The following is a 20,097-nucleotide window of genomic DNA, read 5'->3' on the forward strand; positions in this document are numbered from 1 at the left end:
TGGGGCTAACCTCCCGGTCTTCCCTCGTCGCTCCGTCGCTTCGCTCCTCCGCTCCTCAGTCCAGACCGGGAGGCCCCATGACCGGGCTGCCTCACCTCATTGGTCAAGGGCGGGTGGCGGTATGACCGCGCCCGTACTCGTGATCGGTGAGGCGCTCGTCGACATCGTCTCCAGCCGTAGCGGATCGGGGACTGGTTCTGGGCGGAACGGGAAGAACGGGAGCAAGGCGACGCCTGGTGGGTCTCCTGCCAACGTGGCGGTTGGGCTGGCTCGGCTTGGGCTGCCGACCGAGCTGGTGACGCGGTTCGGCACGGACCCGTACGGCGATCAGCTCGGCGCGCACCTGTTCGGGAACGGCGTCCAGCTGTCCCCCGGCTCGGTCGACCCGAACTTCCGGACCAGTACTGCGACCGCGACGCTCGACGCCAACGGGGTCGCGTCGTACCAGTTCGACATCACCTGGGAGCCTCCGGCGCTCTCGTTGCGGCGCGGCTGCCCGGCGGTGCACACGGGCTCGATCGCCACCGTGCTCGAACCAGGCGCCGCCGCGATCCGCACCTTCCTCGCATCGCTGACCGAGCAGCCCGTCACGGTCACCCTCGACCCGAACGCGCGCCCAACGATCACGCCCGACCCGGAAAGCACCTGGACCGCAGTACGGGAGCTGGCAGCCTCGGCGGACCTGGTGAAACTGAGCGACGAGGACTGCGAGTTCCTGCGCCCCGGTGCGTCGCCGGACGAGATCGCGGCCGAACTACTAACTGTCGACCGGACCAAGTGCGTGGTGATCACCCGCGGCGGCGACGGCGCCATCGGCCTCACCCGCACCACCCGCGTCGAGGTGACCGCCCCGGCCATCAAGGTCGTCGACACAGTAGGCGCCGGCGACTCCTTCATGTCAGCCCTGATCGCAGGCCTGCAAACCCGAGGCCTACTAGGCGCAGCACGCCTCGAAGGCCTGAACGAACAAACCCTCCACGCTGTCATCGACTACGCAGTCAAGGCCGCCGCCATCACCTGCACCCGCCCCGGCGCCGACCCACCCACAGCCACAGACCACACCACAACCTGGGGCTGAGTGAGCCGCGCGGGCTCAGATCAGGCCGAGGCGTTTGGTTAGGCGGGGGCCTCGTTTGATTTTTATGTCGCCGAGGATGGCGGTGCCTCGGATGTGGAAGGTTTTGGGTGGGGTGGTGGGGGGTGCGGCGACTGGGCCTAGGCCGCTTTCGCCTTGTTCGGTGACGGAGCCTAGGACTGGGTTGCTGTCCAGGTGGACGATTGCGTTCTGGGGGACCCGGATCTTCACGTCCGCGAGGATCGACTTCACCTCGATGAAGACCTCGTCGTACGGGATGTGCGCCTCGGTGTAGTCCAGGGTCACGTCGCCCAGGACGGCGTTGATCTCCTGGTGTTGTGGGGCGAGCCAGTTGCCGACGCGCTTCGCGTCGGAGAGGAAGACCTTGATGGCCGGTGCGTGCACGGTCATCCCCGGCTCCGCTGCGGGCGTGACTGCTGCAGCGCTCGCCTGACCGGCCGTCGCGGCAGGCAGGGCGGGGCCGTTCGGGAGGTCGGCGGTGATCTCGACGAGCTCGCCGTAGGTCTTGGCGGAGTACAGGGTCTCCAGCCGGTCTTCCAGCTCGGTGTAGCTCAGCCGGCCTTCGGCCGCGGATTCGCGCAGTACGTCGGCGACCTCTTCGCGCTCGAAGTCCGACACCCGCCGCCGCAATGCCAACTCATCGCCACCCAGCGGCGCCGGCCGCGCAGGCGGCGGGGTGTCCTGCGGGCGGTCGGGCTGCGGTGCGTCGTCGTGGGCCACAACCAAACCTTACGCGCGAGAACGGCCACTCGCCGATGCGTTATCACCCCGATCCACCCCTGAGGCAAACCCTGAGATCACAGTCGAAGTGAACCCGGCACCGCGCCATCCTGGCCGCTCAGCTTTCACCGAGGAGACCAACCTTGAAACGAACGATGACTGTGTTCGCCGCGCTCGTCGCCGCGGTCGTGGCGTTCTGCCTCCAGCCGTCCGCCGCCCAGGCGGCCCCCTCCAGTTCGGGCAACTACGGCGCCCTGGCCTATGAGGGGTCCTACCCGACAATCGCCGGGTGCAGCGGCACCTTCTTCCTTCCGTCCGATGTCCCGCGCGGTGCGGTCCAGTACGCCGGCTGGCAGGGCCGCCAGGTCAAGCTGGAGTTCTACTACTCGAACCGCTGCGGCGCCTACGGGCGGATCAGCAACGCACCGCAGGGCTGTTCTGTCATCGTCCACCGCGACTCCAACGGTGACCGGATCTCCGACGGAGCCGTCAGCGAGAGCGTCGATCCCGGCATTGACTTCGCCTACACCAAGATGGCCAACAATCTGAACGGTCGACTGGCCAAGGCGACCCTGGTCTGCAGGGACGCCAACGGTTCCTGGGCGCTCGCCTACACCGACTGGTACTGATCCGGCGGCCCCCGGTCCGGCGTGAGGGACGGCACAGTCCGTCCCCTGTCGGAGCGGGGGCGACCCGGGCGGCTTAGGCTGAGCACCGACTCAGACCACTTGCCAGGAGGTACGCACCGGTGTCCGCCGACTTCAACTTCTCCGAACTGCTGCCGCTGGGTGCCGACGACACGGAGTACAGGCTCCTCACCACCGAGGGCGTGAGCACGTTCACGGCGGGCGGCCGCACGTTCCTGCAGGTGGAGCCGGCGGTGCTGCAGCAGCTCACGGCCGAGGCGATGCACGACATCTCGCACTACCTCCGTACTGCGCACCTCGCCCAGCTGCGGCGGATCATCGACGACCCGGAGGCGTCCGGGAACGACCGGTTCGTCGCGCTCGACCTGCTGAAGAACGCGAACATCTCGGCCGGCGGCGTGCTGCCGATGTGCCAGGACACCGGTACGGCGATCGTGATGGGCAAGAAGTCCGAGGGCGTGCTCACCGGCGCGATCGACGAGGAGTGGATCAGCCGGGGCGTGTACGACGCCTACACCAAGCTCAACCTGCGCTACTCGCAGATGGCGCCGCTGACCATGTGGGACGAGGAGAACACCGGCTCGAACCTGCCGGCCCAGATCGAGCTCTACTCGACGCCGGGCTCGGCCGCGGCGGACCCGGCGTACAAGTTCCTCTTCATGGCCAAGGGTGGCGGGTCGGCGAACAAGTCGTTCCTGTTCCAGGAGACCAAGGCGGTGCTGAACCCGGACGGGATGATGAAGTTCCTGGACGAGAAGATCCGCTCCCTCGGTACCGCGGCCTGCCCGCCGTACCATCTCGCGATCGTGGTCGGCGGGACGTCCGCGGAGTACGCGCTGAAGACCGCGAAGTACGCGTCGGCGCACTACCTCGACGCGCTGCCGACGACGGGATCGCCGCTGGGGCACGGGTTCCGTGACGTCGAACTGGAGGAGGAAGTCTTCAAGCTGACCCAGGAGTTCGGGATCGGCGCGCAGTTCGGTGGCAAATACTTCTGCCACGACGTCCGGGTGATCCGGCTGCCGCGGCACGGCGCGTCCTGCCCGGTCGCGATCGCGGTGTCCTGCTCGGCGGACCGGCAGGCGCTGGCGAAGATCACGCCGGAGGGTGTCTTCCTGGAGCAGCTCGAGCGCGATCCGGCGCGGTTCCTGCCGGACACGACCGATGAGCACCTGGCCGAGGAGTCGGAGGTCGTCCGGATCGACCTGAACCGGCCGATGACGGAGATCCGCGCCGAGCTGTCGAAGCTGCCGGTGAAGACGCGGCTGTCGCTGAACGGGCCGCTGGTGGTGGCGCGCGACATCGCGCACGCCAAGATCAAGGAGCGGCTCGACGCGGGTGAGCCGATGCCGCAGTACCTGAAGGACCACGCCGTGTACTACGCGGGGCCGGCCAAGACGCCGGAGGGTTACGCGTCGGGGTCGTTCGGGCCGACGACGGCGGGGCGGATGGACGCGTACGTCGACCAGTTCCAGGCGGCCGGGGGATCCTTCGTGATGCTTGCCAAGGGCAACCGCTCGGCGAAGGTGACGGCGGCCTGCAAGGAGCACGGCGGCTTCTACCTCGGCTCGATCGGCGGACCGGCGGCGCGGCTGGCGCAGGACTGCATCAAGTCCGTCGACGTGATCGAGTACGCCGAACTCGGGATGGAAGCGGTGTGGAAGATCGAGGTCGAAGACTTCCCGGCCTTCGTCGTGGTCGATGACAAAGGCAACGACTTCTTCACCGACACCCGGAAGCCGGTCCCACTGACCGTCCGCCCGCGAAGCTGACCCATGAGCACCCGCGACGTCCCCGCCCAGATCGGCGACCTACCCCCGATCGGCCGCCCGGCAAACAGCGCCCTCCTGGCAGCCGGAATCACCACCCTCACCCAGCTTGCCACCCACTCCCGACGCGACCTTCTCGCGATGCACGGAGTAGGCCCGAAGGCCGTCACGATCCTCGAGGCCGCGCTCGCGGACCGCGGCCTCGGCTTCGCCGAGTAAACCTGTAGTTGGTCAGCCGGCGTCGGCTGCTGTGGCTGGGTCGGGGAGGCGGATCATCAGGTGTTTTGCGGCGCGGAGCTGCTCGGCTTCGTCGTGGCCGAAGGCTTGCAGGTAGGAGCGCAGGGCGTGTCGCAGCAGCCGGAGCTCCTCGTCGTTCAGTTCGATGGTGTGCATGTTTCTCACGGTAAACCCGTCCCCGGAGAAAAGCGCCGCCCGTAATCGACCCGTTGCGGTCCCCAGGCTCAGTGGTCGATCCAGCCTGCGGTCAGCAGGATCTTGGCGGCGGTCTCCGGGGCCGGGCGGTCGTTTGTGATGGCGAAGTCCTCGACCCCGGGGGTTTCGTCGTACTCCGCCAGCGCCTGCTGGAGGTCCCACTCCGGGCCTCGAGTGGTGCCCCGGGTGCGGCTCTCGACCAGCGTCGGCGGGGTCAGCAACTTGACCATCTGCACGTCACAGCCCGCCAGAGACTCGGTGAACGCCTGACGGAGTTCCGGGCTGCCGATGGCCCCGCTGACTACGACAAACCGGGCACCGGCTGCCCGATAGGTCGCCCAGACCGCCGCGAGGTTCCGGATCCGGAGCCGGTCGTGGAACCCACGCTCGGTCGCCGGCGCCGGCCCGTACTGCGCCAGCGCGTCGAGGTCGATCACCGCGGTCGGCAGCAACCGGTCGGTGAGGATCCGCGCGATCGCCTGCCCCATGGTCGTTTTGCCGGCTCCCCCACCGCCGGCGATCAACAACCCCCGGCAGCCGGTATCCATCATCGCCATCCCCCAAGTCTGCCGGACCCGGCCCCACTCCAGGCCGCATCAGCCGGCGCGACACACACGGCAAGTGACCGACGGAGGCTAGCCGAGGAGTTCCTTGGTGATGTGGGTGACCTTGTAGCCGGTGGGGGCCTCGGGGAGGCGGAGGGTGGGGTCGGGGCGCCAGTCTTTCCAGTTGTCGGTGAACGGTGGGCCCCAGGCTTCGATCTCCTGGACCGCGGCGTGGGCGTCGGCGGTGATGCGGGTCGCCTCGGCGGCGGTGAACCGGCCGGTGGTGACGGCGCCTTCCAGTTCGTCCTCGTCCTTCCAGTCGATCCGGCGGTCCGGCGTGATCCACAGGTCGAGGACATGATCGACCGAGCTGGTACGCCGGGCCGCCACGTCGCGCCGGTGCTCCTCTTCCAGGTTCACGTACCACCCCAGGAACGTGTCGTCGGCAGCCCAGAAGTGCCAGATCGACCAGGGCTTGCCGGTCGGTGCCACCTTGAGGATGCCGGTGCCGTGCCAGATGTCGAGCTTGAGCACCCGATCCTCGGTGAACATGCCCTCCGGACCGGCGTACCGCATCTCGCGGCCGTCGGACAGGACCGGCTTGATCACCGGGGTGCCGGGGGCGAGCCAGGCGACCAGTCCGTCCTCGTCGTCGCGGATCACCGTCATCGGCCGCACGTTCGGCAGGTCGCTGAACCGGCCCGTTCCTTCGTAGATCCACTCGATCGTCGTCCCGGGCGCCCAGTGCAGGTCCGTCCCGGCCGTCGCGGCGGCCGTCACGAGTCGGCCGGCCGGGTCATCGAGAGCAGGTCGAGGGCGGCGTCGAGCTGGGCCTCGGTCAGGTCGCCGTTCGCGACGTGACCGTTCTCGATCACGACCTCGCGGATCGTCTTGCCCTGCTTGAGCGCGCTCTTGGCCACCGCCGCGGCGTTCTCGTACCCGATGTAGCGGTTGAGCGGGGTGACGATCGACGGCGACGACTCGGCCAGTGCGCGGGCGTGCTCGACGTTCGCGGTGATGCCGTCGACGCAGCGGTCGGCGAGCAGGCGGGAGGCGTTGCTCAGCAGCTGGATCGACTCGAGCAGGTTGCGCGCGATCACCGGGAGCATCACGTTCAGCTCGAAGTTTCCGCCCGCGCCGGACACCGTGATGGTGGTGTCGTTGCCGATCACCTGCGCGGCGACCATCAGCGTCGCCTCGCAGATCACCGGGTTCACCTTGCCGGGCATGATGCTCGAGCCCGGCTGCAGGTCCGGCAACGCGATCTCGCCGAGCCCGGCGCGCGGCCCCGAACCCATCCAGCGCAGGTCGTTGCAGATCTTCGTCAGGCTGACCGCGATGGTCTTCAGCTGGCCCGACAACTCGACCAGCGCGTCGCGGGCACCCTGTGCCTCGAAGTGGTCGGCCGCCTCGCTGAGCTCCAGCCCGGTACGCCGGTTCAGCTCAGTGATCACCTTGGCCGCGAACCCCGCCGGCGTGTTGATCCCGGTCCCCACCGCCGTCCCGCCCAGCGGCAACTCGGTCACGCGCGGGAGGGTCGCGCGGACGCGATCGGCCCCACGGGTGATCTGCGCGGCGTACCCGTTGAACTCCTGCCCGAGGGTGACCGGTGTCGCGTCCATCAGGTGCGTGCGCCCGGACTTCACCACCTCGGCGAACTCAGAGCCCTTGCGCGACAGGGACTCCGCCAGGTGCTCCAACGCAGGCAGCAGGTCGTGGACCACACCCGCCGTCGCGGCGACGTGGATCGCCGACGGGAAGGTGTCGTTGCTGGACTGGCTCGCGTTGACGTGGTCGTTCGGGTGCACCTCGGCGTCCAGCTCGCGGGTCGCCAAGGTGGCCAGCACCTCGTTCACGTTCATGTTGGTCGACGTCCCGGACCCCGTCTGGAACACGTCGATCGGGAACTCGGCGTCGAACTCCCCCGCGGCCACCCGGTCCGCGGCCGCCACGATGCCGTCGGCAAGCTTCTGGTCCACCACCCCGAGCTCGGCGTTGACCACCGCGGCCGACGCCTTGATCTGGGCGAGCGCGTGCACCAGCGCCGGCGCCAGCGGCCGGCCGGAGATCGGGAAGTTCTCCACCGCACGCTGGGTCTGCGCCCGCCACAACGCGTCGCGCGGCACCTTCACCTCGCCCATCGTGTCGTGCTCGATCCTGAATTCCACGTTGTCTCCCATACCTGCAGAGTACTTCGATCCGCACTGTCGGCCGGGACTGATAGAACCGTTGTGGACAACGACACCAAGGGAGTTCCGATGCGCTTCACCCAGGCTTTCGAGATCACCAAGTGGGACCAGTCGGACTACGACGACTCGGGTGATCTCACCCTGGGCCGGGCCGTGGTCGGCAAGACCTTCAGCAGCGCCGAGCTGGAGGGCAGCGGTCTCGACGGGACCAGCTCGGCCGAGCTGCTGATGGTGGGCACCCCGGCCGGCCCCGCGGCGTACACGGCGGTGGAGCGGTTCACCGGCACGCTGGCCGGTCGCGAGGGCACCTTCGTGATGGTGCACGGGGCCAGCGCCGACCAGGACTCCTCCCCCGGCAAGATCGTCGCGGCCGACGGCGACCTGACCGGCCTCACCGGCGCGGTCGTCTTCGAGCACGACGACAAGGGCCCGCGCCTCACCCTCGACTACGAACTGCCCTGATAGACGTAGTACGCCTCGGCCCGTCCCTGCAGTCGCACCGGGACGGGTCGCACCTCACACCTGCCGAAAGTCTCCCGAATCGCCAGCTCCAACGCGGCTGACGCCGACGACGACCACACGGTCAGCACCCCACCCGGAGCCAGCCGCCGCCTGCACTCAGCCAGGAAGTCACTCTCGTACAACGCCGAATTCTCGTTGTACACAAGGAAATCCGGCCCATTGTCCACATCCAGCAACAACCCGTCCAACGACGCGGGAGGCTGAGCCAGTACTACGTCTCGCACGTCGCCCACCTCGACTGCAACCCGGTCGTCGTCCAGCACCGACGGCACCAGCCCGTCCCGCATCCACTGCACGACCGCCGGCTCGATCTCCGCGACCACCACCGACTCCACTCGCGAGTCGGCCAGCAACGCGCGCACGGTGTACCCGAGCCCCAACCCGCCCACCAGCACCCGGGCGGGCCGTAGTACGGCGTCCAGAGCCGCAGAGGCGAGCAACTCCTCGCTGGAGGTCTCGGCATCGTCCATCACGAACACGCCGTTCACCCGCAGCTCGAGTGCCCCGTCTTCTCGGCGTCGCAGCAGGAGCTCGCCCCGCTCGCTGATCGCCCGCGCCAGCTCGCTCAGTACCAGCCCTTAGCTCTGGAGTGGGCCCAGGCGCCGCAGGGGGAGTTGTGGCGGTTCTCGATGTAGTCGAGGCCCCACTTGATCTGGGTGACCGGGTTGGTGCGCCAGTCCTTGCCGTACGCCGCCATCCGGTTGCCGGGGAGGGCCTGCGGGATGCCGTAGGCGCTGGAGGTCGGGTTGTCCGCCGACACCCGCCAGCCCGATTCCTTCATCCACAACTTGTCCAGGCAGCTGAACTGGCTCTCGCCCCAGCCGTGGTCGGCCAGCAGGTTCTTCGCGATCTCCCGCGGGGTGCCCTCGAGCTTCTTGCGCTCGGCGTCCCGGCTGGCGCGTTCCTCGCGGGAGCTCTCCTCGGTCTTCTTCAGTGCCTTGTACCGGGCGAGGGCGGTGTTCTTCGCCTTCTGCTTCCGGTCGGAGGCGTCCTGCGCGGCCCGGCGGGCGGCGTCGACGGCCTCGATCTGGTTGCGCAGCTGGATGACTTCCTGGGCCTGCTCGGCGGCCGACTTCGGCTTCGGGGTCGGCGCCTTGGCGGCCAGCGCGCGCTCGCTGTTCATCACGGCCATCTCGGCGCGCCCGGAGACCGCGCCGGACGCCGAGTTACTGCCCGGGGAGGCGAAGAGGTCGAAGCCTGCGACAACCGATACAACGGCGATACCACTGACTGCGAGGATCGCGACAGAGCGCTTCGCTTTCATCTGTCCTTCCGAGATACCCGACCCCCGTCGGCTGCAACAGGAACATACTCTGGCCTAATCAGAGCGTGATCACAACAACGTCACAAGGAACGGTGCGGCCACCTGGCAGGTGGCCGCACCGGGTACCGCGAAAGTCTTACTCTTGTTTTACAGAACTGCCGGCGAGAAGACCTAGAGCTGGACGTCCTCCAGCATCTCGGTGACCAGCGCCGCGATCGGCGAGCGCTCCGACCGGGTCAGCGTCACGTGGGCGAAGAGTGGGTGACCCTTCAGCTTCTCGACCACCGCGACGACACCGTCGTGCCGGCCGACCCGCAGGTTGTCACGCTGCGCCACGTCGTGGGTGAGCACCACCCGTGAGTTCGCGCCGATCCGGGACAGCACGGTGAGCAGCACGTTGCGCTCCAGCGACTGCGCCTCGTCGACGATCACGAACGCGTCGTGCAGCGACCGGCCGCGGATGTGGGTCAGCGGCAGGACTTCGAGCATGCCGCGGTCCATCACCTCGTCGATCACGTCACCGCTGGTCAGCGCGCCGAGCGTGTCGTGCACGGCCTGCGCCCACGGCGCCATCTTCTCGGACTCCGAACCGGGCAGGTAGCCCAGCTCCTGGCCGCCGACCGCGAACAGCGGCCGGAAGACGACCACCTTCTTGTGCTGGCGGCGCTCCATCACCGCCTCGAGCCCGGCACACAGCGCCAGCGCCGACTTGCCGGTACCGGCCCGGCCGCCGAGCGAGATGATCCCGACGTCGGGATCCAGCAGCAGGTCAAGCGCGACCCGCTGCTCCGCCGACCGCCCGCGGATCCCGAACGCCTCCCGGTCGCCGCGCACCAGCCGGATCCGCTTGTCCGGCATCACCCGGCCCAGCGCGCTGCCTCGTTCGGACAGCAGCACCAGCCCAGTGTGGGTCGGGAACTCACGACCCTCCGGGATGTCCAGTACGCCGTCCTCGTACAACGCGTCGACGTCGCTCACCGGGACCTCGAGCTCGTCCATCCCGGTCCAGCCCGACTCCAGGGCCAGCTCGGCCCGGTACTCCTCGGCGTCCAGCCCGCAGGCCGAGGCCTTGACCCGCATCGGCAGGTCCTTGGAGACCAGCGTGACGTTGCGGCCCTCGGCCTGGAAGTTGCAGGCCACCGCGAGGATGCGGCTGTCGTTGTCGCCGAGCCGGAAACCGGCCGGCAGGCTCTCGGGGTCGGTGTGATTGAGCTCGACCCGGAGTGTTCCACCCTTCTCCCCCACTGGCAGGGGTGCGTCCAACCGTCCGTGCTGGATCCGGAGCTCGTCCATCAAGCGCAACGCGGTGCGAGCGAAGTAGCCGAGCTCAGGGTGATGCCGTTTTGCCTCCAGTTCGGTGACGACGACCACCGGAATGACCACCTCGTGCTCGTCGAACCGCTCCATCGCATGCGGATCCGACAGCAGCACCGAGGTGTCCAGCACGAAAGTGCGCTGGTCCGGTGTGGATGAGGGGTTTGACGCCTTGGCGTGGGTGGCAGCCATGTCGCACGTCCTCTCGGACCGCAGCGTGCACCACGCCCGGCCCACCAGTGGTTAGGTGTTGGACCGGGTCCGGACCCGGAGGTCTGGTGCAGACCCCCTCCGTTCCGCTGCACGCACGGAACCGGAAATCAGCGAGAATGAGACCGTGGGTCTCGGGCACTCCGTTCGGCCCCTCATGGGGCTACCGGCGAGCAGTTGCGTCTCATCTGATCGGGCCTCCCGGACGACCGGCTTCCCCTCCGACCGTCACTAGTGAGCGTAGGTCTGTCCCGCAAATGGCGCAGCCCGACACGCCCGGCCACGGGGTTAACGGCTTGTTACACGTTTCCCTCCACCGGGCGACGCCGTTCACCCCGCCGGGTGAGCCGGTACGCCGGTACGCCGCCGCACGCTCTACGTATGCTGAAAAACGCGCTGGGTTACGCCACATCGCTCTGGTCGCTGACTTATGGAGCACTAGGCATCTATTGGGCCACCGGCGGCTCCGGCTACCCGTTCGCCCGCGTCGACGACGACCACTCGACCGCCTCACTGCTGGAAGGCGCTCCGGTGGACGTGGTGGCCCCGGCGATGGCCGTGCTCGGCCTGCTGGGCGCGATCGTCGCACTGGTGATGACTCTGCAGAGGCCGACGGCCCGGCCAGCGGCTGGCCCGAGCGGCGGCCGCCAAGGCGGCGACGGCCGAGGCGGCAGAGGCGGCGGGGTTCTGCTGCTGGGTTTTGCCGGCACCATGGCCGTTCTGCTGGCACTGGTCATCCCCGACTACACGCCGCTGGGGATGCTCGCGCTGTCGCCGGCGATCCTCGTGTTCGCCTTCACCGGCGTACCAGGCGCACAGGAGGGCATCGGCGACATCCTGTACTGGCACCGCGTGAACATCCTGATCATGTTCCTCGGCGGCCTCCTGTGGGCCGCTACAGCCGTCAGCTACCACCGCAGGCGCCGTCAGGCCTGTGGCAGCTGCGGTCGAAGCGAGCGGCCACTCAGGCCCTGGCAGACCCCCGAGGGCGCCCTGCGCTGGGGCCGCCGCGCAGTACTCGTCGCAGTAGTTGCCAACATCCCCTACGAGCTCACCCGGATCGCCTGGTACTTCGGCTGGCAGCTCGGCATCACCGACGAGTTCCACCAGATGATGGCCGACACCCCCGGCATGCTCGAGATGGGTCTCGGGATGGCGCTCATGGCGGTTGCCGGCAGCATCCTGACGCACGGCCTGGTGCACCGCTGGGGTGAGGTCTACCCACGCTGGATCTGGTTCAAGGCCGGCCGGCGGGTCCCACCGATGCTGGCGATCATCCCGGCGTCGATCGTGGCCGTAGTACTGATCCCTGCCGGGCTGATGAACCTGCGGCTGTCAGACGAGGACGGCGGCGACCTGTGGGGCCTGACGCTGCCAGGCACCCTCTGGGTCGTCTGGGGCGTGGCACTGGGCGCAGCAACCTACGCCTACTACCTCCGACGCCGTACTACGTGCCGCCGGTGCGGCCGGGGTGCTCCCGAGGCCGCAGTACTCACGTCCCGAAGCGGCGCTCGCGCTGGGCGTAGCTCCGGATCGCCCGCAGGAAGTCGACGTGACGGAAGTCCGGCCAGAGCGCCTCGCAGAAGTAGAACTCGCTCAGCGCGCTCTGCCACAGCAGGAACCCGCCCAGCCGCTGCTCCCCCGACGTCCGGATGACCAGGTCCGGATCCGGCTGGCCCTTGGTGTAGAGGTGCTCGGCGATGTGCTCGACGTCGACCCGCTCGGCCAGCTCCTCGATCGAGATGCCCTTGGCGGCCTCCTCCAGCAACAGCGACCGGACCGCGTCTGCCAGCTCACGGCGGCCGCCGTACCCGACGGCGACGTTGACCAGCATGCCCTGCGCGTGCTCGGTGGCGGCCTCGGCGCCTTTCAGTACTTCGGCGGTCGCACCGGGCAGCAGGTCGAGCGCGCCGACCGGGTGGATCCGCCACTGGCCGATCTCGGTCAGCTCCTCGACCGTCTGCTCGATGATCCGCAGCAGCGGCTCCAGCTCGTCGGCCGGGCGGGTCAGGTTGTCGGTGGAGAGCATCCACACCGTGACCACCTTGACGCCGACCTCGTCGCACCAGTGCAGGAACTCGGTGATCTTGGTGGCGCCCGCCTCGTGACCGCGCGACACCGGGTCGCCGGCGGCCCTGGCCCAGCGCCGGTTGCCGTCGATGATCACGCCGATGTGGCGGGGCATCCGGTCCGGCGACAGCGATCGCGCCAGCCTGCGCTCGTACAGTCCGTAGACCAGGTCGCGCAGCTTGGCCTTGCCAGGTGTCCGCATGGGCAGTGTGCTCTCCTCGACGACGCTGAGGCTTCGAGGCTAGCCGACATTTCCGGTTCGTAGCGGGATCGAACTTTTGCCGGAGTTCGTGCATCGGACACTCCGTGGGGGCTGTCCGTGCCGGTGATCTCGCCTACATTTCATCCTTCGGGAGGAACCAACCTACGGTCCCGTAGGTTACGGTTGGGTAAGGATTTTTGGACGCCCCAGCGAGAGGACGGCGATGACGGCCAGGACCACAGCCAGCACCCCGACCGATGCCACTCCGCACGAGGACGAGCACGAGCACGGCCATCGGTTGAGCGACAAGCTCTCGCCGCTGAAGCCCAAGCTGCGCGGCTGGCTGCACGCCGGCACCTTCCCGCTCGCGACCGCGGCCGGCATCGTGCTGATCTGTCTCGCGCCGACCTCGAGCGCTCGCTGGGCCGCTGCCGTCTACACGATGGGCTCGATGCTGCTGTTCGGCATCTCCGCGCTCTACCACCGGTTCTACTGGGGTTCGACCGGCGAGGCGATCCTGCGCCGGCTCGACCACAGCAACATCTTCCTGCTGATCGCCGGCACCTACACCCCACTGGGCGTGGTGCTGCTGCGCGGCAACGACCGGATCCTGCTGCTCAGCCTGGCCTGGGGCGGCGCGCTGATCGGCATCCTGTTCCGGATCTTCTGGGTCGGCGCCCCGCGCTGGCTCTACACCCCGATCTACCTGGCCCTGGGCTGGGTGGCCATCTTCTGGATGGGTGACTTCTACCAGCTGGGCGGCGCGGCCGTGGTGAGCCTGCTGGCCGTCGGCGGCGGGCTCTACTCGATCGGCGCGGTCATCTACGGCACCAAGCGGCCGAACCCGTCCCCGCTGTGGTTCGGCTTCCACGAGATCTTCCACGCCTGCACGGTGGCCGCGTTCATCTGCCACTACATCGCGGTCAGCATCGCCACCTACCGGGCCGGCTGACTCCGGCCGCGCTGACTCCAGGGGGCTGACTCCAGGGGGCTGACACCGGGTGGGCTGATCCGGGGTCCCAGCGCGGCGATCTGAAGGTGAGCTGAAGGTTCGGGTGCATCCTCGGACCATCACCGCAGAACGCCGGGGGGACCCATGCAGACCACCACCATCACCAGCCTGGCCCCGCTGGGCCGGGACGCACCCGACGAACGCGCCCTGACCGAGCTGGTCCGCGCCGTCACCGGCAGTGCCGACGCCCAGCCGCTCACCGCCCGGGTCGAACCGGTCGACTACGAGATCGGTACGCCGAGCACCGAGCAACTCCTCCGGGTGGCCGGCACCGCGACCGTCGCCGGCCGGACCGTCGAGTGGTCCACCTTCGTCAAGAAGCTCCGCTCGGCCCGGCACTGGCCACTGATCCACCTCGTCCCGGAGCCGTTCCGCGAGCACTTCGTCGAGAACCTGCCCTGGCAACTCGAGGTCGCGGCGCACCGGAGCAACATCGCGACCCTGCTGCCGGACGGACTGCGGTTGCCCAAGATGTACCGGATCACCGAGTACGACGACGACCGGGCGACCCTGTGGATGGAAGACGTCATCCAGGCGCCCGGCGCCTGGCCACTCGGGCGCTTCGAGCACGCGGCCCACCTGATCGGCCAGCTGTCCGCCCGCCGCCAAGCCCACCTCGTCGAGCCACTCCTCGAGCGGGCCAACGTGCACGAACCCGGGGCCGGCCTGCGGTACTACGCGAACGGCCGAGTCATCATGGGCGCACTCCCCTTGCTGGCTGACGACCAGACCTGGCGTCACCCGCTGCTGGCCGAGGCTGTCTGCGCCACCGGCGATCACGGGCTTCGGGACGAGCTGCTCGACCTGGGGAGCCGGCTGCCCGCAGTACTGGATCGGCTGGATACCTTGCCGCAGACGTATCAGCACGGGGACGCGAGTCCGCAGAATCTGCTGGTACCGAAGGACAACCAGGACGAGTTCGTCGTGATCGACTGGGGGTTCGACTGCCCTCAGGCGATCGGGTTCGACCTGGGCCAGCTCCTGGTCGGCCTGGCGCACGCCGGGGAGCTCAAGGCGGAGGACCTGCCCACAATCCACACGGTCATCCTCAGGGGATTTCTGGACGGAGTGGCCGCGGAGGGCATGACCGTCACCGAGGACGAGGTGCTCTACGGCTACCTCGGCTCGCTGCTGGTCCGGGCGACCTTCACCGCGCTGCCACTGGAGCAGCTGGGCAAGCTGACCGAGTGCGGCCTCGACCTCTTCGAGGAGCGAGTGCGCCTGACCCGCGCGCTGGTCGACCTGGTGTCGACGGTCATCGAGGAGTGAGGACGAACACCCGGATCGCGCGGCCGCTGCGTTCGCCGTACGTGTCGTAGGCAGACCAGACCCGGGTGACCAGAGGCCAGACCCGGTCCCGCTCAGCCCCTTCTGCCAGGGCTGCGCGGACCGGGATCTGGCGTCCACCCGGCAGAGCGACCGTCGCCCCGTCGCAGGCGAGCAGGTTGCCCGACCAGGCCGGGTGGTTCTGCTGTCCCCAGTTCGAGGCGGTGACGACGAAGTTGTCGCCGTCGGGCGCGTAGAGCAGCGGGACGGTCCGGGGCAGACCGGACTTGCGTCCCTTGGTGGTCAGCAGCAAAGTCGGCAGGGCGAGACGGCCGAGGACCATGATCCGACCACCCGTCTTCTGTTGCAGCCAGCGATCAACTGGTACCGCAGCGCGACCGACCGTGGCGAACACCGGCCGATGCCCTAACGAGCGGATGACATTCGTGTACCAGCCCATGCACGAAGTCTGCCGTCAGCCGATTGATGGGTATGCATGAGGGTGTGAGACACCTTCGGTTCGCAGTACTGGCAGCGACAGCCGGCCTCGCCCTCGCCGGGTGTGGCGACGAATCCGATCCTGGCGCGGGCAGTACGCCGTCCCTGCCCGGGGCGACTACACCGATCACCAGTACTCCGAGCGCGACGCCCGGCGCCGGCCCGCTGCCGTTCACCGTGACCCGGACGGGCGGTTTCGCCGGCTTCAACGACACGGTCGTGGTGGGCACCGACGGAGTCGCCACCGTCACCTCGATGGGCAAGGAGCCCGCGAAGTGCAAGCTGGACGCCGGTTTGCTCGGCGACCTCACCACCGCGATCCAGCAGGTCGACTGGGCCTCGGTCGGCATCACGAAGCCGACGGTGCGGCACCCGGACGACATGATCGTCGCGGTGTCGGCCGGTGGCGGGCTGGCCCGGCTCGAGGACCCGAAGCTGAAGCCGATGGTGGCCCCGGTGGGCACGCTGCTCACCGAAGCCACCAAACCCGGCAACCGCTGCAAGCCGGTCTAGCTGATCTAGCCGGCGGTGACCGCCACGTCGTCGATGACGAAGCTCGTCTGCAGCGACGAATCCTCGGCGCCGACGAACTTCACCGTGATCGTTTTGCCCTTGTAGGCAAGGACGTTCAGCGTCTTCTGCACGTACGACGTGGACTTGTTGAGATTCGAGTACGTCGCCAGCGTGGTCGTCGTCGTCCCGTCGACCACCTGCACCTTCACGGTGTCGTAGACGGTCGAACTGGTCGTCTCCGCGGTGTCGATGCGAATCCACAACGACAGGGAGGCAGCGGTCGCCGACGCCGGGATGGCGACCGACTGGCCGATGTTCTCGGTGCTGGTGCGGCCGTTGCCCTGCAGCCACGCCTTGTAGGTGCCGGTGCGGGCCGGCTTCGAGGTGCTGCTGGTGATGACGCCGGTGGTGCCGGTCCAGTTCACCGCGCCGGACTCGAAGCCCGGGTTCTGGAGCAGGTTGTCGCCGGTCGGCGGTTCGGTCGTGCCGTAGTCCTTCTGCGCGTAGTTCCAGACCATGTGACCGATCGCGTCGATCTGGCGGTCCAGCGACGTCAGGTTGAGGTTGTTGATGTTGTCGCACGAGCGGTGGTAGCAGGGGTCGTACGCCCGTCCGGCTGTGCCTCCCCATTTCGCCGCCTGGGCTGACGTCTTGGTGCCCTCGGCGCCGGAGAAGGTCCCGGCGGTGGCGATCCCGAGCGACCGGAACGCGGCATGGTCCGACCGGCCCTGCACGTCGACGTACTCGGTCTGGATGTTCTTGCTGGTGAAGTAGCTGACGAAGTCGTCGCGGGCGCCGTTGCCGGCCGGGTTGTCGTTGTAGACGAAGTACCCCGGGTTCGGCGACCCGATCATGTCGAAGTTCAGGTAGAGCTCGATCTTGGCCCGGTCGGCCGAGGGCAGGCTGTTCACGTAGTACTTCGAGCCGAGCAGGCCGAGCTCCTCGGCGCCCCAGAAGCCGAACCGCAACCGGTTCTTGGGCACCTGCCCACTGGCGGCGTACGCGAGTGCGGTTTCCAGCACGCCCGCGCTGCCGGTGCCGTTGTCGTTGATGCCGGGACCGGAGCTGACGCTGTCGAGGTGCGAGCCGGCCATCACGACGTGGTTGGCATCGCCGTACGGCCACTCCGCGATCACGTTGTACGACGTACCGGCCGAGGTCGAGAACGACTGCAGGAAGGTGGTGTAGCCGGCCGCGTCGAGCTTGGACTTCACCCAGTTGGCGGACGCGAGGTAGCCGGGGCGGCCGGTGTAGCGGTTGCCACCGTTGTTCGTGGCGATCGACTGCAACTGGTCGAGATGCGCCTTGGCGTTGGTGACCGAGATGTCGGGCGAGACGACAGCCTGGGCGGAGCTGCCGGGGACGAGGACGGCGGCTGCGACGAGGGCGGTGCCGAGGACGCCGATCACGGGGGACTTGAGCATGGGGGACTCCTTGCCTCACAAGGGCGGTGGTGCGGGGAAAACAGACGGGGCGTACGGCCTGGGCGGAGGCCGTACGCCCCGGGCTTGGAGAAGCGGGACTACTTGGTGCGGGCTGGGATCAGCCGGCGACCAGGGACACGTCGTCGATGACGAAGCTGGTCTGCAGCGAGTAGTCCTCCTGGCCGACGAACTTCACGGTGACGGTTTTGCCCTTGTAGGCGGTCATGTTGAAGGTCTTCTGCACGTAGGAGGTGTTCTTGTTCAGGTTCGACAGGGTGCCGAGCGTGGTGGTGGTCGTACCGTCCACGACCTGGACCTTTACCGTGTCGTAGACCCTGGAGCTGGTGGTCTCCGCGGTGTCGATCCGGATCCAGAAGGACAGGCTGGCCGCGGTGGCCGTGGCCGGGATGGCGACGGACTGGCCGATGTTCTCGGTGCTGGAGCGGCCGTTGCCCTGCAGCCACGCCTTGTAGCTGCCGGTGCGGGCCGGCTTGGAGGTGCTGTTGGTGATCACACCGGTGGTGCCGGTCCAGTTCACCGCGCCCGACTCGAAGCCCGGGTTCTTCAGCAGGTTGTCACCGGTCGGCGGCTCCGGGTCGGTGCCACCGCCACAGGCGGCCGTGCCGGCCGGGACCGAGATGCCGTCGAAGGCAGCCTGGATGCCCTTGCACTGCGCGGAGTCTGCGCCGTACAGCTCCATGGCGGAGTTGATCGCCCCTTCGCGGGCGGCCTTGTAGTTGCTGCCCGAGGTGAGCTTGGTGCTCAGCGTGCGGTACCAGACCTTGGCCGCCACGTCGCGGCCGACCGGGGTGATGGTGGCGCCGTTGCAGGCGGTGCTGCTGTGCGTGACGCCGCCGATGACCTTGCTGCCGGTGCCCTCGGAGGCCAGGTAGAACCAGTGGTTCAGCGGGCCGGAGGAGTAGTGCGGGTCCATACCGCCGGTGCTCGTCGACCAGCAGTCCACGCTACGACCGTCCTTCGACGGCTTGTCCATGTAGCGCAGCGGCGTGCCGTTGCCCCGGATGTTGATCTTCTCGCCGATCAGGTAGTCGCCCGGGTCCTGCGTGTTGTTGGCGGCGAACTCAGCCGCGGTACCGAAGATGTCGGAGGTGGACTCGTTCAGGCCGCCCGCGTCACCGGAGTAGTTCAGGTTGGCGGTCGCCTCGGTGACGCCGTGGCTCATCTCATGGGCGGCCACGTCGAGCGAGGTCAACGGCTGGGCGTTGTTCGCGCCGTCGCCGTACGTCATCTGGGTGCCGTCCCAGAACGCGTTCACGTAGGCGTTGCCGTAGTGCACGCGGGACCGCGCACCCCGGCCGTCGTTCCAGATGCCGTTGCGGCCGTGGACGTTCTTGTAGTAGTCCCAGGTCACCTGCGCTCCGTAGTGCGCGTCGACGCCGGCGGTCTGGCGGTTCGCGGTCGTGCCGCTGCCCCAGGTGTCGTCGGGATCGGTGAAGATCGTGCCGGTGCCGGAGGTGCCGCCGTTCAGGTCGGTGGTGTTGTTGCCACCGCGGCTCGGGTCCGACATCGAGTAGCTGCCGGAGGTCCCGATGCTGACCTGGCCGGAGTACATCGAGTTACCGGTACCGGACTTGACCTCGTCGTCCTGCTCGAGCACGGCGCCGGTCTTGGCGTCGACGATCGAGTGCAGCACGGACGGGGTCTGGTCGGCCTTGACGCCCGACGTGACGACCTCGTAGGCCAGCACTGGCTTGCCGGTGCCGACGAAGACGACCAGCGTCCCCTTGTTGCTGGTGGCCTTGAAGTTCGCTGACTTCGAGCCCTTGGCCAGGGCGGCGGCCTGGGACAGCGACGGCTTGATGGAGGCGACCCCGACGGCCTTGGCGCCGCGGTTGTAGACCACCTTCTTGATCGCGTTGCTCTTGCGCTCCACGATCAGGTCACCACCGATGACCTTGAGGCCGTTGAACGTGCGGTCGTAGCGCACGTGCTCGGTGCCGTCGGCGTCCTTGACGATGTCGCGGACCTGCAGTACCTCACCGCCCGCCAAACCGAGAGCTGCGGCCGTCTGCGCGGTCAGCGCCTGTTCGGCCTGGACGGCGGCCGGCTGGTTGAAGCCGGATGCCGGAAGCGGAGCCGTACGGTCGGCGGCTCCTGCGGGCGATCCTGTGAAAGCTCCGGCCATTCCCGCTGCTGCGACGATGGCCACCGCCCCTGCTGATGTCAGTCGTTTCAAGACAACATCTCCTCACGGTGTGGTCGCTGTTTGGGCGCAACGACCAATTCAATTGGGGACGCCGGATGCTTCTGGCCCAGCAGTGCCACTGCTCACCTGTGACACTATGTATCAGGACATGCGAAATCTGTTACATCCGACTGAGGGTGGACTCTGGCCCTCAGGACCCCGAGAGTCAAGAGATTCCAGCGAAATGGCAGGGAAAAC

General features: G+C 68.2%; 20 protein-coding genes. 8 read left to right on the plus strand and 12 right to left on the minus strand.

Annotation, left to right across the window (positions count from 1 at the left end):
• Nucleotides 1–121 precede the first annotated feature (121 nt).
• Nucleotides 122–1,078, plus strand: coding sequence for a carbohydrate kinase family protein (locus tag ACQPYM_RS33320; RefSeq protein ID WP_433008442.1), 957 nt, complete (start codon nt 122–124; stop codon nt 1,076–1,078).
• A 15-nt stretch (nt 1,079–1,093) separates the two neighbouring features.
• On the opposite strand, the gene ACQPYM_RS33325 is transcribed toward ACQPYM_RS33320, so the two are convergent.
• Nucleotides 1,094–1,816: a DUF1707 SHOCT-like domain-containing protein gene (locus ACQPYM_RS33325; RefSeq protein ID WP_433008444.1), complete on the minus strand. Its 723-nt coding sequence runs from the start codon at nt 1,814–1,816 to the stop codon at nt 1,094–1,096.
• 143 nt (nt 1,817–1,959) lie between these two features.
• On the opposite strand from ACQPYM_RS33325, the gene ACQPYM_RS33330 reads away from it, so the two are divergent.
• From ACQPYM_RS33330 to ACQPYM_RS33340, 3 genes are all read left to right on the plus strand, one after another.
• Entirely contained in the window at nt 1,960–2,445 is a 486-nt protein-coding gene (locus ACQPYM_RS33330; RefSeq protein ID WP_433008446.1) for a hypothetical protein, read from the plus strand.
• 119 nt (nt 2,446–2,564) lie between these two features.
• Entirely contained in the window at nt 2,565–4,235 is a 1,671-nt protein-coding gene (locus ACQPYM_RS33335; RefSeq protein ID WP_433008448.1) for a fumarate hydratase, read from the plus strand.
• 3 nt (nt 4,236–4,238) lie between these two features.
• The gene (locus tag ACQPYM_RS33340; protein ID WP_433008450.1) at nt 4,239–4,451 is read left to right on the plus strand and encodes a hypothetical protein; all 213 of its coding nucleotides are present in this window, start codon (nt 4,239–4,241) and stop codon (nt 4,449–4,451) included.
• 12 nt (nt 4,452–4,463) lie between these two features.
• On the opposite strand, the gene ACQPYM_RS33345 is transcribed toward ACQPYM_RS33340, so the two are convergent.
• The 4 genes from ACQPYM_RS33345 to ACQPYM_RS33360 form a co-directional block, all read right to left on the minus strand.
• Nucleotides 4,464–4,625, minus strand: a complete 162-nt coding sequence (locus ACQPYM_RS33345) for a hypothetical protein (protein ID WP_433008452.1) — start codon at nt 4,623–4,625, stop codon at nt 4,464–4,466.
• Nucleotides 4,626–4,693: 68 nt separating this feature from the next.
• Nucleotides 4,694–5,221 (minus strand): hypothetical protein, encoded by a 528-nt coding sequence (locus ACQPYM_RS33350; RefSeq protein WP_433008454.1) that lies wholly within the window; start codon nt 5,219–5,221, stop codon nt 4,694–4,696.
• A 78-nt stretch (nt 5,222–5,299) separates the two neighbouring features.
• Entirely contained in the window at nt 5,300–5,989 is a 690-nt protein-coding gene (locus ACQPYM_RS33355) for a DUF402 domain-containing protein (RefSeq protein WP_433008456.1), read from the minus strand.
• A complete protein-coding gene (locus ACQPYM_RS33360) occupies nt 5,986–7,389 on the minus strand; it encodes a class II fumarate hydratase (protein WP_433008458.1) in 1,404 nt (467 codons plus the stop codon). The genes ACQPYM_RS33355 and ACQPYM_RS33360 overlap by 4 nt, the downstream gene beginning before the upstream one ends.
• Before the next feature lie 78 nt (nt 7,390–7,467).
• On the opposite strand from ACQPYM_RS33360, the gene ACQPYM_RS33365 reads away from it, so the two are divergent.
• Entirely contained in the window at nt 7,468–7,860 is a 393-nt protein-coding gene (locus tag ACQPYM_RS33365) for a DUF3224 domain-containing protein (RefSeq protein ID WP_433008460.1), read from the plus strand.
• Here the strand turns inward: ACQPYM_RS33365 and ACQPYM_RS33370 are convergent.
• The 4 genes from ACQPYM_RS33370 to ACQPYM_RS33385 form a co-directional block, all read right to left on the minus strand.
• Complete coding sequence (locus ACQPYM_RS33370; protein ID WP_433023440.1) at nt 7,845–8,390, minus strand: spermidine synthase; 546 nt, start codon at nt 8,388–8,390, stop codon at nt 7,845–7,847. The genes ACQPYM_RS33365 and ACQPYM_RS33370 overlap by 16 nt on opposite strands.
• A 95-nt stretch (nt 8,391–8,485) precedes the next feature.
• Complete coding sequence (locus tag ACQPYM_RS33375) at nt 8,486–9,184, minus strand: hypothetical protein (protein WP_360285095.1); 699 nt, start codon at nt 9,182–9,184, stop codon at nt 8,486–8,488.
• A gap of 171 nt (nt 9,185–9,355) precedes the next feature.
• A complete protein-coding gene (locus tag ACQPYM_RS33380) occupies nt 9,356–10,690 on the minus strand; it encodes a PhoH family protein (protein WP_433008462.1) in 1,335 nt (444 codons plus the stop codon).
• A 1,510-nt stretch (nt 10,691–12,200) separates the two neighbouring features.
• Complete coding sequence (locus tag ACQPYM_RS33385) at nt 12,201–12,980, minus strand: isoprenyl transferase (protein WP_433008464.1); 780 nt, start codon at nt 12,978–12,980, stop codon at nt 12,201–12,203.
• A gap of 223 nt (nt 12,981–13,203) precedes the next feature.
• Here ACQPYM_RS33385 and trhA point away from each other — a divergent pair, with 223 nt between their 5' ends.
• Together trhA and ACQPYM_RS33395 are read left to right on the plus strand one after the other, a co-directional pair.
• Entirely contained in the window at nt 13,204–13,932 is a 729-nt protein-coding gene (trhA, locus tag ACQPYM_RS33390; RefSeq protein ID WP_433008466.1) for a PAQR family membrane homeostasis protein TrhA, read from the plus strand.
• A 144-nt stretch (nt 13,933–14,076) separates the two neighbouring features.
• Complete coding sequence (locus ACQPYM_RS33395) at nt 14,077–15,261, plus strand: phosphotransferase (protein WP_433008468.1); 1,185 nt, start codon at nt 14,077–14,079, stop codon at nt 15,259–15,261.
• On the opposite strand, the gene ACQPYM_RS33400 is transcribed toward ACQPYM_RS33395, so the two are convergent.
• Nucleotides 15,248–15,718, minus strand: coding sequence for a nitroreductase family deazaflavin-dependent oxidoreductase (locus ACQPYM_RS33400; protein ID WP_433008470.1), 471 nt, complete (start codon nt 15,716–15,718; stop codon nt 15,248–15,250). The genes ACQPYM_RS33395 and ACQPYM_RS33400 overlap by 14 nt on opposite strands.
• A 44-nt stretch (nt 15,719–15,762) precedes the next feature.
• Between ACQPYM_RS33400 and ACQPYM_RS33405 the strand changes: the two genes are divergently transcribed.
• Nucleotides 15,763–16,269 (plus strand): hypothetical protein, encoded by a 507-nt coding sequence (locus ACQPYM_RS33405; protein WP_433008472.1) that lies wholly within the window; start codon nt 15,763–15,765, stop codon nt 16,267–16,269.
• A 5-nt stretch (nt 16,270–16,274) separates the two neighbouring features.
• Here ACQPYM_RS33405 and ACQPYM_RS33410 read toward each other — a convergent pair whose 3' ends face one another.
• Both ACQPYM_RS33410 and ACQPYM_RS33415 read right to left on the minus strand, forming a co-directional pair.
• Nucleotides 16,275–17,693 carry a M28 family metallopeptidase gene (locus tag ACQPYM_RS33410; RefSeq protein WP_433008474.1) on the minus strand — a complete coding sequence of 473 codons (1,419 nt, stop codon included), beginning with the start codon at nt 17,691–17,693 and terminating at the stop codon, nt 16,275–16,277.
• 118 nt (nt 17,694–17,811) lie between these two features.
• Nucleotides 17,812–19,890, minus strand: coding sequence for a M4 family metallopeptidase (locus tag ACQPYM_RS33415; RefSeq protein ID WP_433008476.1), 2,079 nt, complete (start codon nt 19,888–19,890; stop codon nt 17,812–17,814).
• Nucleotides 19,891–20,097 lie beyond the last annotated feature (207 nt).

The organism is Kribbella sp. CA-294648 (assembly GCF_050943845.1).
In the GTDB taxonomy this organism is placed as follows: Bacteria; Actinomycetota; Actinomycetes; order Propionibacteriales; family Kribbellaceae; genus Kribbella.